General features: G+C 58.2%; 10 protein-coding genes. 3 read left to right on the top strand and 7 right to left on the bottom strand.

Annotated features, from left to right (window positions below; genetic code table 11):
- Positions 1–29: 29 nt before the first annotated feature.
- Together JYP50_RS13415 and JYP50_RS13420 are read right to left on the bottom strand one after the other, a co-directional pair.
- A complete protein-coding gene (locus tag JYP50_RS13415) occupies positions 30–1,553 on the bottom strand; it encodes an acetyl-CoA acetyltransferase (protein ID WP_206561054.1) in 1,524 nt (507 codons plus the stop codon).
- Positions 1,554–1,595: 42 nt separating this feature from the next.
- A complete protein-coding gene (locus tag JYP50_RS13420) occupies positions 1,596–2,768 on the bottom strand; it encodes an acyl-CoA dehydrogenase family protein (RefSeq protein ID WP_206561055.1) in 1,173 nt (390 codons plus the stop codon).
- Between the two features lie 320 nt (positions 2,769–3,088).
- On the opposite strand from JYP50_RS13420, the gene JYP50_RS13425 reads away from it, so the two are divergent.
- Together JYP50_RS13425 and JYP50_RS13430 are read left to right on the top strand one after the other, a co-directional pair.
- Positions 3,089–5,449: a TonB-dependent receptor gene (locus tag JYP50_RS13425; protein WP_206561056.1), complete on the top strand. Its 2,361-nt coding sequence runs from the start codon at positions 3,089–3,091 to the stop codon at positions 5,447–5,449.
- A gap of 70 nt (positions 5,450–5,519) precedes the next feature.
- The gene (locus tag JYP50_RS13430; protein WP_241263134.1) at positions 5,520–6,746 is read left to right on the top strand and encodes a lipase family protein; all 1,227 of its coding nucleotides are present in this window, start codon (positions 5,520–5,522) and stop codon (positions 6,744–6,746) included.
- A 94-nt stretch (positions 6,747–6,840) separates the two neighbouring features.
- On the opposite strand, the gene JYP50_RS13435 is transcribed toward JYP50_RS13430, so the two are convergent.
- The 5 genes from JYP50_RS13435 to JYP50_RS13455 form a co-directional block, all read right to left on the bottom strand.
- Complete coding sequence (locus JYP50_RS13435; protein WP_347136791.1) at positions 6,841–7,833, bottom strand: AraC family transcriptional regulator; 993 nt, start codon at positions 7,831–7,833, stop codon at positions 6,841–6,843.
- 132 nt (positions 7,834–7,965) lie between these two features.
- Positions 7,966–9,198 carry an acetyl-CoA C-acetyltransferase gene (locus JYP50_RS13440; protein ID WP_206561059.1) on the bottom strand — a complete coding sequence of 411 codons (1,233 nt, stop codon included), beginning with the start codon at positions 9,196–9,198 and terminating at the stop codon, positions 7,966–7,968.
- 50 nt (positions 9,199–9,248) lie between these two features.
- A complete protein-coding gene (locus JYP50_RS13445) occupies positions 9,249–10,016 on the bottom strand; it encodes a crotonase/enoyl-CoA hydratase family protein (protein ID WP_206561060.1) in 768 nt (255 codons plus the stop codon).
- A gap of 185 nt (positions 10,017–10,201) precedes the next feature.
- Positions 10,202–11,437 (bottom strand): NADH:flavin oxidoreductase, encoded by a 1,236-nt coding sequence (locus JYP50_RS13450; RefSeq protein WP_206561061.1) that lies wholly within the window; start codon positions 11,435–11,437, stop codon positions 10,202–10,204.
- 159 nt (positions 11,438–11,596) lie between these two features.
- Positions 11,597–12,586: an AraC family transcriptional regulator gene (locus tag JYP50_RS13455; protein WP_206561062.1), complete on the bottom strand. Its 990-nt coding sequence runs from the start codon at positions 12,584–12,586 to the stop codon at positions 11,597–11,599.
- Between the two features lie 302 nt (positions 12,587–12,888).
- On the opposite strand from JYP50_RS13455, the gene JYP50_RS13460 reads away from it, so the two are divergent.
- A complete protein-coding gene (locus tag JYP50_RS13460; protein ID WP_206561063.1) occupies positions 12,889–15,186 on the top strand; it encodes a TonB-dependent receptor in 2,298 nt (765 codons plus the stop codon).
- The last annotated feature ends 197 nt before the right edge of the window (positions 15,187–15,383 follow it).

The following is a 15,383-nucleotide window of genomic DNA, read 5'->3' on the forward strand; positions in this document are numbered from 1 at the left end:
AGCGGGGCGGCGGTATGGGTTCGCACGGACTAGAATCGGAAGACCGTTTTTCCATTTTCCTTTCCGACGTAGCCCTTTTTGCCGATAGGGTCTTCCGCAAGTAACCGGGAAAGTGTGTCCATGTTGGGGCCGGTATTGGCCAAGACCCTGTGTCCACTCTGGTTCCTGGCCACGATATACCCTTGTTTTGGCCCGTCTCTATCGTGCGCCACGGTGTAGGTTTCTATCGATACCTTGCCCTCGTGACCATCGTCCAGATGAATATGTGTGCCCTGGTTGATCGCGCTCTGCAACGGTTTGTTATCGAACGCTGTCCACTTTCCTGTCGCTGGCCGAGACGAGTAGACACCGACGGAATGCTTGGTCAAATACAGGCCATTGGCGGTAATCAAGCCATTGTCTGCTTCCTTTTCGCGCAGCCTTGATACCATTTCCGCAATCGCATGGAGAGAGTAGTTATTGCCCGGGCCTCCAAAGTAGGGCAGTCCACCGGTAACCGTGACGCCCCGCGGGTCGAGAGGCGAGATGCCTATCTCCTTGCACGCTATTTCGACAGCGCTGGGGAAGCAGCTATAGATATCGAAGCAGTCGATGTCGCTCAGATCCATGTGCGAGTGTTCGAGTGCGGCCCGCGCGGCTTTACCAAGTCCGGGTGATCGGTGGAGGCTCTCGCGGCTGCTGATATTCCAGATTTCGTCGATATCGACACCCGCGCGCAGATATACCAGGCGCTGTTCGTCAATTCCTAGGTCTCGCGCCCTGCCTGCGGTGGTCATGACGATGGCCGCCGCCATGTCGACTGACAAAAACGCGCTCATCAGTTTGGTATAGGGGTAAGCGATCATTCGGTTGTTGTCACCGACAGTGGTAATCTCCCCGGAGGTGAGCTCCTTGCGTCGCCAGGCCAGCGGGTTCCTGGCCGCGACACGGGAGAATGCGCTACAGATATCGCCCATGTATCGCCGATGGGCGTCAAGGCCTCTTTTCTCGTGATGTCTCAGTGCATTTTCAAACAGCGGGTAGGTAATGATAGGCTCATACAGTCCATGTAACATTTCGGTTTCATTGAGCCCGTCCCTGTCCTTGCCGAGACGCGAGCCTGCAAAGCTGGCCCCATCCGCCCAGCCGGAAACATCGCCTCCGGTTTTCAGGGCCCCAAAAAACGTACTCAGCAGTTCCGCGCCGGCCAGCAGTACAACGGAGTACTCACCCCCGGCCAGCTTGCTGGCAAGTTGATTTACCATGTACTGGGGTGAATTTCCCCCGATAGCGCCCTGTACGACATCCGTGCCCGTCAGCGCCAGCCGCCTGGCAAGCGCCGCGCCCGGGTCGCGGGGAAAAAACGCGGCGACGTCGGGATTGGTGTCCGCTATGAAACGTACCGTGGCAACGCAGTCAACGGCCTTGGAAATGCCTGTCACTCCCGTATCGGCAAGCGCCGCCGCGGCGACCTCGGCCAGAGCGTCCACGGGCGTTCGCGTGACATCCAGGTCTCTCCATGTGTTCTGTCCGAGTCCGACGAGAACAGGGCAGGCTGGGTCAATCTGATGCATACAATCCTCCATGGTGGCTGCCATGAGTTCGTGCCTGGCGACCTAAAGCTGGTATTGGCGTGCGGCAAGGTCCCTCATGATTTCTTCCGATCCACCACCAATCGCATTGACCCGGACTTCCCGATAGATCCGTTCAACCCGGTTGCCCCGCATGTAGCCGATGCCGCCGAGTATCTGCATCGCTTCCCTGGCGCAGAATTCAAGCGTCTGGCTGCAGTGGACCTTGAGTAGGGCAATGTCGCCAAACACCGCGGTTCCGTTGATGACCTCGCGTGTGCAGTGTTGTATATAGGCCTGGCAACTGTTAATCCTCTGCTTCATCTCCGCAATCTTGTGTCGTATGACCTGGTGATCCGCAAGGCGTTTGCCGAAGGTTGTTCTTTCCCGGGCCCAGCTCACCGCTTCCTCAAGACAGACACGTGAGCTGGCTTCCATCATTACCGCCATGGACAGTCGCTCGGCGTTGAAATTGTGGGCGATAACAAGGAACCCGTGCCCCTCATCGCTAAGCAGGTTGTCCGCTGGTACCTTTACGTTGTCGAAGTAGATGGTGGCTGTATCACTGCACCACCACCCCTGCTTTCTATCAAGCGGAGTGCGACTTACTCCCTCGGCATCGCCCGGAATTACCAGTACGGATATACCCGTCGCTCCTTCACCACCGGTGCGAACGCCGGTGGTGAACCAGTCGGCGCCCATTCCTCCCGAAATAAAGGTTTTACTGCCGTTGACAATGTAGTGGTCGCCGTCGCGAACCGCGGTTGTCCGCAAGTTGGCAACATCGGAGCCGCCGGAAGGTTCCGTAATGGCGAGAGCTATACGCTTATTGCCCGCTATCACTGGCGGAATGATGGTCTTTTTCAGCTCATCGCTGCCGAAACCCAGGACGGGCGGAAGTCCGATACCATGTGAAAGCAGGGTGCTGGGAAGCCCTCCAAGACTGGTTCTCGCCAGCTCTTCGCTGAGAATATTGCGATAGTGCAGGTCGATGCCCGCCGAAGTGCCGCCGTACTCCTCGGGATAGCCGATGCCCATAATCCCGACTTCGGCAGCCTTCTTCCAAAGCTCCGGTGGCAAGCAGCCATTCTCGTCCCATTCGTCCACGAAGGGGAAAATTTCCTTGTCGATGAAACGGCGGAGCTGTTCCCGCCAGCTTTCATGTTCCTCCGTCAGGTCGGGATTTCTGAGTCTGCTTGAATCAAACGTAAGTGACATGGTGAATGCTCGCTAGGTTGAATATCCGTGTTGTAAAAAAGGTAGGTTAGGCAAGGTGTCGGAACAATGTCCCGATTGAGCATATTGCTGTCCGTATCGCTCAAAGTTCGAGTGCCCGGCTTCGTGAGCGAACCGACTACTCGTTTGAGCGATACGGTAATTGAATGCTCGCTCTTGTTGAATCTAACCTGAACCGATCATTGTAGGGGCCTGGGCGTAATGTCACTGTCCCGGATAGTGGGTAGGCCGGAGCTGTTTTTTCGGCGCGTAGCAGGTGACCTTGATACACAGAGAATAAGTACGACCAGGGAGATGTAAATATGAGAAATAGTGAGAAAAACACGATCGCGATTGCAGTATCACTTGCCAGTTTTTGCGCACCGCAATTCGTCCAGGCAAATGAAGCAATGGTCCTTGAAGAGGTGGTTGTAACCGCGCAAAAGCGATCCCAGAGTCTGCAGCAGGTTCCGCTAGCCGTTCAGGCGCTTTCGGGCGATACGCTTGCGCAGAACGGCGTGAGTACGTTGAGCGATCTGTCATCGATTTCCCCGGGTTTCAAGCTGGCCGACACCCAGGGAACCAGCAATATATCGGCTCTGCGCGGGGTGAATAGTTTCGCTTTTGGTTTTGGTCTGGAAGAGAGTATTCCTTTCTATCTCGACGGCGTTTATCTGGGAAACGGGTTTGACATGCTAGGCGATCTTCTTGACATCCAGCGTGTTGAAGTCCTGAAAGGGCCGCAGGGTACATTGTTTGGAAGAAACGCCTCGGGGGGCGCAATAAGTATCGTGCGAAACAGGCCGGCAAACGAATTCGAGGCCGAGTTGGGTACCGGCCTTGGAAACTATGGCCTTCTGACAAGCCGGGGGGTCGTGAATGTTCCCGTAATTGACGACGTGCTGATGGTGCGCGGCGGATTCTCCACGCGAGACCGCGATGGCTGGCAAACCAACGTGATAACCGCGAATGAAGACGGGCTCGCTCAGGATCGGATGTCAGGGTTTGTTCGCGCACTGTGGATTGCCAACCACGCATTGGAGATTGAGTACGCTGGAGACTGGACCCAGCAGAAAGATCACCCAGGTTACAGAAGCGTGAGTAGTGTTCGCCCTGGATCGACGACATTCACGGGGCTCTGGGATCAAGCAAACCCGGCCAGTTTCTACGATCAGCGGAGCGAGAACAACGCCAGCGGGGACAGAGGAATGACGCTTTCCCTGGGCGGTGGCAGTCTTGTGATTCCGGTAATCCCCGCCGCGACGCCACCGGACGCTATCCAGAATCGAGAGATTGCCGGCAACGCGCTGACACTGACATGGGATATGAACGAGTATCTTACGCTGACATCGATCAGTAGTTACCGGAAGGTGGACACAAAAGTAGGCACCGATGCGGACGGCGGGGACCTCGGTCTTGCAAATACATGGGAGTTAGGCACTACCAGGGAGTTCAATCAGGAGCTTCGAATCAATGCGGCATGGGAAAGTGTGGATTGGCTCGCCGGCTTCAATTACTACCAGCAGGATCGTGATATGGATATCACAACCCATGTGAGCTCGCTCGTCGCGCTCCAGAGGATTGGCCTGGACGGTCGAGAAATGCGCATTACTGAAAGCAGTGCCGGGCAGAATGAAACGGAAAGTTACTCGGTATTCGCCGATGCGACATGGCATGTAAGCGATCGCCTTAACCTGACAGCGGGTATTCGCTACTCCCATGACGAGAAGGAATACAGCCTGATTGATGCGGGAAATGACTCTTTCAACGACCAGGGAATTCTGTACCCAAACTTCGATCAGCTTGCTGATCCTTCCACAACCTCATGGGCCAATGATTGGAGCAATGTATCCGGTCGAGTCGGATTTGACTACGGGTACAGTGACAATGTGATGCTGTACGGCAGTGTCAGCCAGGGTTACAAGTCAGGCGGCTTCAATACGCGTTTGACGGTCGAGGGAAGTGCGGCTGATGGATACTTCAGCCCCGATTTTGGTACCGAGCCATTCGACGAGGAAACCAATATCAACTACGAACTTGGATTCAAGTCCGATGTGTTCGATGGGCGCCTGCGCTTCAATTCTTCTATTTTCTACTACCTGTACGAGGACCTTCAGGTTCTGCTCGCCGACGGCAATTCTCCCGTGGGGAGAACTGTCAATGCCTCCGAAGTTACCGGCTACGGCTGGGACAGCGAGCTAACCTATCTGGCCGCGAATGCCCTGACTTTATCGCTCAACGTGCTCGCACTAAACGCCGAGTACACCGACGATGTACTGGATACCACTGGCGTGTTGAGGATCGAAAGCGGTTCAACAAGGCCCTGGGCTCCGGATTGGGCCACTACCATGGCCGTTGACTATGCAATAGACCTGCACGATCTCGGCGAGTTGCGGGCCAATATCACTTACGCGTATCAGACAGAGCAGTTTATGCGCAACACCCAGGTAAACCAGAGCTACACCGACGCTGATCATATACAGGATGCCTACGGTCTATTAAACGGCAGGGTTTCACTCTATAGCGCGAATCGCCACTGGGAGTTGGCGTTCTGGGGCAAGAATATCCTGGATGAAGAGTACAAGGGCAACCTCGTCGCGGCATCTGACTCGGTGGCGGGTGTGTTGCTGGCCGTTCGAGGCGAGCCGAGAACGTACGGGGTGGAGGCAATCTACAGGTTCTGACAGCAGCTTCTCCGTCGGCAGATAAAGTCATCAAGTGATTGTGGGAGTCCTTGCAATGAGTAAACATCGAATGAGTGCGATCGAGTGCGTCCAGGGTTTGTCACTATTGGTCATCGTTGCCCTTGGCCTGGCGGGACAGTTGCCGATCGCGAGGGCGGCGGCGCTGGGTGACAGTGATATTGGCGAGTTTTACCGCTTTGATGGTGCGTCGTCAAAAGCGCCTGGCTTGCTCTTGCGACAGGAGCCGTTAGAGCAACACCAGTCGCTTGCCCGTGCTTCGCAAAATATCAGGCTGCTGTATACATCCACTGAAGGCCTCTTTGCCCGTGAAACCGTGGCCGTTTCCGGCGCCCTGTATCTACCGCGAGGGGAGCCGCCGGAGGCCGGTTGGCCGTTGTTGGTATGGGCTCATGGCACAGTGGGTATTGCAGACGTCTGCGCACCCTCGTGGAATGGCAGGCAACAACGCGATAGCACCTATCTCAACTATTGGCTCGCGAATGGCTATGCGATTGCCGCCTCTGACTATCAGGGGCTTGGGACACGCGGGACGCACCCCTATCTATCGACGCGGCCCTCAGCATACAGCAATCTGGATATCGTCCGTGCGGTCAGTAAAGGGGGTTTTCCTGTATCCGATGCGGTCGTGGTGATTGGCCAGTCACAGGGCGCCGGCGCCGCGCTTGCCACGGCGATGTATGCACCGGATTACGCGGGTGAACTGGATATCAGGGGCGTGGTTGCCACTGGTGCTCCGTACTTTAGCGCCGAAGGGCTCGCAGTCATCCAGGCGACCCGCCCGACGGAAGAAGTCGATCCGACGCTGGGATACAACTTTCTCGCGCTCTCAAAGTTGAGCCTGATTGATCCGGATTTTGTGCTGGAAGACTATGTTTCGGAGCAGGTGCTTCCCGTTGCAAGATCCGTTAGCGACACCTGTTATGCGGAGCTGAAAGAAAGGGTTGTGAAAGAAGGTGTCAGCTACAATAAAGCGTTCAAGAAGTCGCCCGCCAATGTGCTGCAGCCTGCGTTCAAGCGCATGGAGTACCCAACGCTAGCGCTTTCCGTGCCGGTATTCATCGGCATTGGGGGTAAGGATCTCAGTACGCCGGCGCGCATGCAGCAGGCGTTGGTCAAAGACGCTTGTGCGGCGGGCGCAGTGATAGAAGCGCATTTCTATCGTAGAGGCACCCATTCCAGTGTTGTTAATGGGTCTACGGAAGATTCATCGGTCTTCGTGGAAGCGGCATTCTCTGGCGTTGATATAACGGGAAACTGCAACAACCTGCCATTCTAGGGCCTTGGGGTTGTTTGTTGCCGCGTGCGTTTCGGCTCGTTGGCAGGGCGCCGCGGCGTGGCGTTGTCGCATGACGACGGGGAGGCGCCGTCCCTCAGGATATATAGGCTTTTGGCGTTGTACCTGTCCAGCGTTTGAATGCCCTGAAGAATGAGGTCGGTTCGGTAAAGCCGGCTGCGTAGGCCGCCGCCTTTACGCTGCCTTCCCGGACCAATACCGTAACGGCGCGATCGCGGCGCACCTCGTTCTTGATTTCCTGGTAGGTGGTGTCTTCGTTCTGAAGGCGTCTGCGCAGCGTTGCCACGCTAAGACTGAATTCGGTGGCAAGGCTGTCGAGATCAGGGAAGTTCTCCGGAGAACAGCATTCTATGTATTTTCTGATTTCGTACGCGAGGCTTTTTTGTACGCCGAATTCCGACATCAAATAGAGTGCAGGAGCCTTTAGCAACTCCTTCATGCTGTCAGCATCCTGGAGGATTGGCCGATCGAAATAGTGCGCGGGAAAACACAGTTGGTTCCGGTTGCTGCCGTAGTCAATGGGCAGGTCGAACAAATTATCGTAGCCCCTTGCCTGGCTGCTTCTTGCGCCACAAACAGAGACGGAGGTGAGCGGTATGCGTTCGCGGATACTCCAACTCCCCATTTTATAGGCTATCGCAAGAATGACGATAACAATATGCTGACTCAGGGGGTTGCCGGAGTCGGTTGACTCAATTTCGTAGTATACGGTCTCATCTTGCCGATGGAGGTTTAACTTGAGGCCGTCGCTGACGAGGCTGAGCACTTTAATGCGCCGTCTGAGGAAATGGCCCAGCGTTTGGCAATCGATACAGCTTTGGCACAGCAGGGCAAACGTGCCGGGTTTCACCGGTTTGGGTAGCATGCCGCAACTTTCGTCATCCATTGCGATCATGACCGAGTTTGCCAGGGCGATAAAACTGGTCAGGGGTATGGGGGCGGTTTCGGTCTCCAGTAGCGAGTAGGACAGGTCGCAAGAAGCCATAAGCTGCTCTCGCGAGTGTCCCCCTCTTTCAGCCAGGGACAGTAGTTCAAGAAGGTGATGAGAGGGAACTGTCGAGATTTCCACCGCTTTGAATCTATCCCTTTACATTCGACGACGCGCCAGTAACTGCATGGCCGCAGGCCTCAACTGGTCCCTGATTGGAGCGACCTGAAGCCGTCTGCGGGCCTCCAGCCTGTCCCCCCACTCCCTTGTTAGCTAGATGCGCTCGATGATAATCGCCGGCGCCATCCCTCCTGCCGCGCACATGGTGACCAGGCCGAACTGAAGATCGCGCCGCTCGAGTTCGTCCAGCACCGTACCGATAAGGATGGAGCCGGTGGCGCCGATGGGGTGCCCCAGCGCCATGGCGCCGCCGTTGACGTTCACCCGGCCACGATCGAGGTCGAGGTCGCGGATGAACTTCTCCGCCACCACGGCGAAGGCCTCGTTGATCTCGAACAGGTCGATATCCGACAACTGAAGGCCGGCCTTGGCCAGCACTTTTCTCGCCGCCGGCACGGGCGCGTTCAGCATCAGGGTTGGCGAATCGCCCATGTTGGCCATGGCTCGCACGCGTGCCCTGGGTTTCATGCCGTGGGCCCTGGCGTAGTCCGGGGACGCGAGGAGGAGGGCGGCCGCGCCGTCGACCACGCCGGAGGAATTGCCGGCGTGGTGCACATGTTTGATAGCGAGGTCGGGGTAGACTTTGTTTACCAGGGCGCGGAAGGTGGTGCCGGCCTCATCCAGCGGGTAGTCGGCCATCGCCTCGAAGGCGGGCTTGAGTTCCGCCAGGCTTTCCAGGGTGGTGTTGGGCCGCGGGAACTCCTCGCAGTCCAGCGCCAGGCTGCCATCGGGCCGGTACACCGGCACCAGGCTATTGTTGAAATAGCCGCTTTCGATGGCCCTCGCCGCACGGCGCTGGGACTCCACCGCCAGGCTGTCCAGGGCCTTGCGGTCAATGCCCTCGAGGGTGGCGATGGCATCCGCGCACACTCCCTGGTGGGGCTGTGGATGGCGCTCCCGCAGGCGCAGGTTATCGCTGTCGATAAAGGGTGATTGGTCGCCGGCCTGGCCAAAGGTGGACATCATTTCACAGCCGCCGCCGATCACCAGGTCCTCCATGCCCGACATGATGGAGGCCGCGGCGATATTCACCGAAGTGATGCCCGAGCCGCAGAATCGGTCCAGCGTGACGCCGGAGGAGCGCACGTCGTAGCCGGCATCGAGGGCGGCCATGCGCGCCAGGTCGCTGCCTTGCTGGCCGCGCTGACTACTGGTGCCGAAGACGATGTCATCCACGTCCGCGGTGTTCAGGTCATTGCGCTCCGCCAGCGCCCGGAGCACGGTGGCTCCCAGATGTTGCGGATGCTGGTCGGCGAGAGCGCCCTTGCCTTTCTTGCCGATGCCGCGGGGCGTGCGGCAGGCGTCGATGATCCACGCTTCAGACATGCTGTACCTCCTGTCGGTTATCCGGCGTTTGCCCGGTTACCTTTATCCGATTATTTGCCTTTCCACTGGGGCGCCCGCTTCTCGGCAAAGGCGGTGGCGCCTTCGATAGCATCCTCGCTGGTGAAAACCGGACGGATGAGATCCTGTTGTTTCACGAACATTTCCTCGCGGCTCCAGTCCAGGGCGTGGTCAACAACGGCCTTGCTCGCGGCCACGGCGAGCGGTCCGTTGGCGGAGATCCGCTGCGCCAGCCCGCGTGCCGCCTCCAGCGCGCCGCCGGGGGCTGCGACGCTGTTGATCAGGCCCAGTTCATAGGCCCGTTGCGCACTGATGAAGTCGCCAGTCAGCGCCAGTTCCATGGCGATGCGCGGCGATATCTGTTTCGGTAACTTGACCAGGCCGCCGGCGCCCGCGGCCAGCCCGCGTTTGACCTCGGGGATGCCGAATTTGGCGTCCTCCGCGGCAACGATCAGGTCGCAGCTGATGGCAACTTCAAAACCACCGGCCAGGGCGTAACCCTCGACTGCGGCGAGTAGCGGTTTCTTGGTGGTGTACTCGCACAGGCCGGCCAGTCCGCGCCCTTCAACGATTGGCAGCTCTCCCGAGACGAAGGCCTTGAGGTCCATGCCGGAGCAGAAAGTACCGCCGGCGCCGGTAAGGATACCCACCCGCAGTTCCGGGTTGCCTTCCAGCTCGTCGATGGCGGCGGCGACACCTTCGGCGACGGCTTTATTGACCGCGTTCTTGGCCTCGGGGCGGTTGAGCGTAATGGTGATGACGCCGTCTTCGATCTCGGTCAGTACAACACTGTTGGACATGTTTTTTTTCCTCTCCTTGTGGGTTTTCCGGTGCCGCCGGCAACCGGCGGCCGACAATGTGTTCAGCTGTCACGTTGAGCACAGATGGTACCCCAGGTTCTGGCTGGTGGGTAGCCAGCCGGTTGTGAGACTGGCAATGCGATCGGCACGCACGCGCCGGTAAACACCGGGCCAAAAGCCCGTGGCTAGGGTATGTTTGCCGCCGGGATGTTGTTCAGGTCCGGATCGTTGGGCGGGTTTTTGATGCACCAGGTGCCGGCGCGGTGATAGATATAGGCCACGCAGGCGTTGCAGTTGTCGCAGTCGGAGGCGGTCGCCTCGCCGTTGCTGAATTTATTGATCAATCCCGGGTCGCGAATCAGCGCCCGTGCCGCCACCACGCAGTCGAAGCCGTCGTCCATGGCGGTCTGTGCGTTGTCCAGGGACTTTAGCCCGCCCAGGTAGGCCAGGGGCATCGACACGGCCGCGCGAATCTTCAGCGAATAGTCGCGGAAGTACATTTCCCTGAACGCGACCCGCGGTTCGCGGGACGTGGCGGCCTTCATCATCATCGCGGTCAGGTGGTCACCGTTTTCCTTGAGAACCTTGCTGATCGACAGACGGTCCATGTTGGAGCCGAACATGAACCAGGTGGACTCGACGTTGCGGCCGCCGGACAGCACCAGCATGTCGGCGCCGGCGGCTTCCAGGGCGCGGGCAGTAACCACTGCGTCGTCGACATCGGCCCCGCGGCGCACCCCGTCCGCCACGTTGATCTTGGCCAGTACCGCCACCCGGTCACCCACGGCCTCCTTGACCGCCGCCAGCACCCGGGCCGGAAAGCGCACGCGGTTGTCCGCGGTGCCGCCGTAGCGGTCCACGCGCCGATTGCTTAACGGCGATATAAACTGGTTCAGCAGGTAACCATGCCCCATGTGCAGTTCCACCGCGTCAAAGCCGGCCTCGACGGCAAGCCTGGCGGTGTCGACAAACTGCGCGGTGACCCGCGCCATGTCGTCCTCGTTCATCGACCGCTGCAGCAGGTTGCCTTTCAACAATCCCGCGACATTGAGTCCCGCGGAGGAGCTGAGAGTGCGCCCCCTGACGTGCATGCCGGTGACGAAGGAACCGCCGTGGGTGATTTGCGCCGAGATAGCCGCGCCCTCGCCGTGCACGGCGTCGGTCAGCGCGCGCAGGTGGGGCAGGGCGTCGCGCCGCATCCATATTTGATTGGGCAGGGTGCGGCCCTCGCGGGAAACCGCGATATAGGCTACCGTGGTCATGCCCACGCCACCCGCCGCCAGCTCGCGGTGGTGCTTGACCAGCGCCCGGGTCGGCAGGCCGTCGATGCACATTGCCTCGTTGGCGCCCGACTTGATAAAGCGATTGCGCAGCGTAAGAGGGCCAATGGTGAAGGGAGTAAAGGGGGAAGTGCCGGTCATTTCAAGCCTGCTATCGTGTGCCGAAGTAGAATGCCTGTGCGCTATTCTAGCCAATACCGTGATCGGCACGGAGGCCACCGGTGCCCGCCCGGGGAAAAGGGTGTCCCGGTTTAACTACTTGCCTTCAACGTCTATGGGCGACCCGAACGACCAGGTCAGCTACACGGCCGCGAGGGAGGGCGCGGCATTGTGGTTGCGCCACTGTTGCGGCGACAGACCGTGACGCAGCTTGAAGGCGCGTGACAGGGCGCTGGGGCAGCTGTAGCCAAGCAGGTCCGCCAGCGCCGTGAGCTCGATATTCGAGCTGGACAGATGGTATTGCGCGGCCTCCAGTCTGACCTGAAGCAGTAGGCTCTTGAACGAGCAATTTTCCCGTCGCAGGGCCCTCTGCAGGGTCTTGGTGTGGAGGCCGAGTTCCGACGCCACTTGTGCCAGAGTGCAGCTGTCGCGGCCCAGGTGCTGCCGGATGACGGTACTCACCCTGTCGGGCAGGCTGCCGGCGATGACCGCTCCGCGGTTGACCAAGTGCTGTTTCAGTACCGCCAGCATTTCGGGGTCGTGAGTGGCTATGGGACTCTCGAGCTCCGCGGCGGCAAGGCGCATGCCGTCGTATTCCTGGCCGAAGTAAACGGGTGCGCCGAAGAAACGCTGGTAGTGTTGCCGGTCCTGTGGTGCGGGAAAGGTGAAGGAGGCCGATAGCGGGCTCCAGCTACTGCCGCGAATTTCTCGTAGCAACTTGACTTGTTTTGCTACCGATAAGGTCTGGATCTGAGGGCTGTGTCCATCGGCTCCGTTTGGCACGGTTCGGATCAGGGTCACGAATTCGGCTTCGCGCTGTATTCTCCAGCGGGTTTCAGTAATAAGCCGCATGTGCCTATGGCAATTGTCAAGCGCGTCACCCAGCGTGGCGGAGGCTCTAGCCAGATTCAATAGCACACTCGAACCAATCGACTTGCCATGTTTTGCAACTACCAGGGCCAGATGCGGGCAGCGATATTCCCGCGCGAGGTTTTCCATGCATTGATTGAAAGCCTGCCGGGATATAAAACCTTCCGGGCTCGATAATAGGGAAGGGTCGAGGCCTCGTGATCGAAGTGCCGGATCGAGGTCGATGTTGAGTTCCTTTGCGGCGGCTTGCAGGCCGGACATGATGGCGCTGCTGATTAGCATTGTTTTATCAGGTGACACGTGAATCCTCGGTTGCTGCGAGCGCCGGAACGTGGAAAACGCCGAAAATCTCCATGGTCTTTTAATGTCATACGAGCGTCGCTTGCTGTCAAGCGTCTTTGTGACCATTCCTAGATACTTTCCGTGGATGCTGCTTGGCGATCCGATGAATCACACATTGCTACGAGGGTGATACGGAAAAACCAGCGGCATCCGCAACGGCTTACTACAGCTGAAGATTGAAAAAAGAGCCCAGAAAAATAACCAATAAGGACCAGCACGCTATGCAGAAGAAACCTCTTGCCCTGTCTGTCGGTATCGCCACTTTGGTCGTATGCCTGGACAGTTCTGCCCGGCAGGGATTGATTGAAGAAGTGATTGTCACTGCGCAAAAACGCAGCGAAAGCCTGGAAGACGTGCCAATTTCCATCGCTGTCATGAGTAGCGAAGCGATGGACAAAACCGGTGTCCGACAGATGCGCGAGGTGGCCGAATTCGTACCGAATGTGTCGCTCACCGCGGGCAACGACACCAACACCGCGGTACGTATACGTGGCGTTGGAGCCAATACACGCAACATTGGTTTTGATACCCGGGTTGGGATGTACCTGGATGGAGTCTATCTCGGCCAGTCCCCGGCCCAGAACCTCGATATCCTGGACCTGGAGCGAGTGGAGATCGCCCGAGGCCCGCAGGGGACGCTGTTTGGCAAGAACACAGTGGCCGGCGCCATTAATATGATCACCAACAAACCGGATCGAAGTTTCATGGCCGATGTGCGCGGCGAGTACGGTAATCTCGATTCCTATCGCATCTCCGCTATCGTCAATGCCCCTCTTACCGAGAGTATCGCCGCTCGATTGTCGGTCAGCGACAACCATCGTGATGGTTTTATCAAGAACATCACCACCGGCACGGAATTCAACGAGCGCGACGGTACCTCCTACCGGGGCCAATTGCGCTACCAGGGCGACCGGATAGACGTGAATCTTGCGGCGGACTACCTTGAATCCGAGCGCGTATCCTTCTTTGGCGAGCCCCAGACCGATTGGTCTGGCAGGGTATACCCTGATCCGTTGGCGCCCGGGCGCAATCGCATCTCCAACAATATCGACAACCACGAAGAGCGCGAGGTCTGGGGCGTCTCGGCCACCGCCGATATCGATCTGGGTGACAACTACAGTCTGCGCTCGATCACCGCCTATCGCGACACGGATGCGCGGCGCATCCAGGATTCCGATCAATCGGCCAATGATATCCTGAGGCTCGACTACCCCGACCAGTACGAACAGTGGTCACAGGAAATTCAGTTTATCTCTCCCGAAGGCGAGCGGCTGCAATACATAGCGGGGCTCTACCTCTACGACCAGGTCGCCATTAGCGAAAGGTCTCCCAGCCTGGGTTCGCAGACCGACGTGCTTTTCAATGCCCTGGGCGTGCCGCTGGCGCCGTTTCGCGATCTGTTTACAGGTGCCAGGCTAAGTACCCACGGGAAGGTCGACACCGAGAGCTGGGCGCTGTTCGTCAATGGCACCTACGAGCTGGGCGATCGCTTGACCCTGGGTTTTGGGGCTCGCTACACCGAGGAGAAGAAGTCCGTCGACTACACGATGCTGGGCGATGTGGTCTATATCCTGGGCAGCATTCCGGTATCTTTGTCTGAGGTGTTCGGTATCGCCGAAGGTCCCATCATAGATGGATATTCCACCGCGGTGTACAAGGACGAAAAGTCCTACGATGATTTCTCGCCTACCTTGAGTTTGAGTTATGCGATTAGCGACACCGTTAATATCTACGCAAGGTACAGCTCCGCCTTCAAAAGCGGGGGTTTCAATGTCGACTTCGTGCCCCAGCAAGTACTCGACAGCGGCCTGGACTTCGACACTGAAACGGTCGATGCCTACGAAATCGGACTTAAGGGCACCGCGCTGGACAATACCCTGCGTTTTGCCCTGGCCGGGTTTCAGATGGACTTCGACGACTACCAGCTGAACCAGTTCGTAAAGCTGGGCAGTAACCTGTCCGCCATCACTATCCGCAATGCGGCCAAGGTGCAGTCTCGAGGTTTCGAGGCCGAGGCCACATGGTATCCGAGCGCGGCGCTGATGTTGCAGGGCTCACTGGGCTACAACGACGCAGAATTCGACGAGTTTCCCGGTGGCGGCACCAGCCGCAATCCTGGCGGCCTTGGTGCCGATTTGTCCGGAAACAAGCTGCCCCTGGCGCCGGAGTGGAGCGCGGCCTTCGCGGCCCAGTACAACCATCCTCTGCCCGCGTGGAACGCGGAGTTTGTCACCCGCGTGGACTGGACCTATACCGAGGGTCACTACACTACAGAAGACAATGTCAAGGTCGCCAGCCCCGGCAGCGGCATCCCCTTTGGCTATGTTGAAAGTTACGATATTTTCAATGCCCGTATCGGTGTTGAGGCCGCTGGCCAGTGGTCGGTGTACTTGTGGGCACGCAACCTGCTGGATGAAGAATATACCGATAACAGTCAGTCCGATTTCTTCGGTACCATCGTGGATTTCCCCGGGGATCCGCGCACTTACGGCATCGAACTGGCCTATACTTTTGACTGATTGACCGCGGCCGCTCCGGGGAGCGGCCCAATCGATTTTCGCAACAAAGTAATCGACGCGGAGTTGTCCTTCTCCCTCGTCGCCCCCCGCGCGCCGTCTCAATGGGAAGAAATTTGCTGGCTCAGTCAGTCGCCACCGTATACGGCGACATTTTGCCGATCGCAATGTCCTCAAATGTTGTGTTTGAGTCTCTTAAT

Source organism: Parahaliea mediterranea, assembly GCF_017255185.1.
In the GTDB taxonomy this organism is placed as follows: Bacteria; Pseudomonadota; Gammaproteobacteria; order Pseudomonadales; family Halieaceae; genus JAFKCZ01.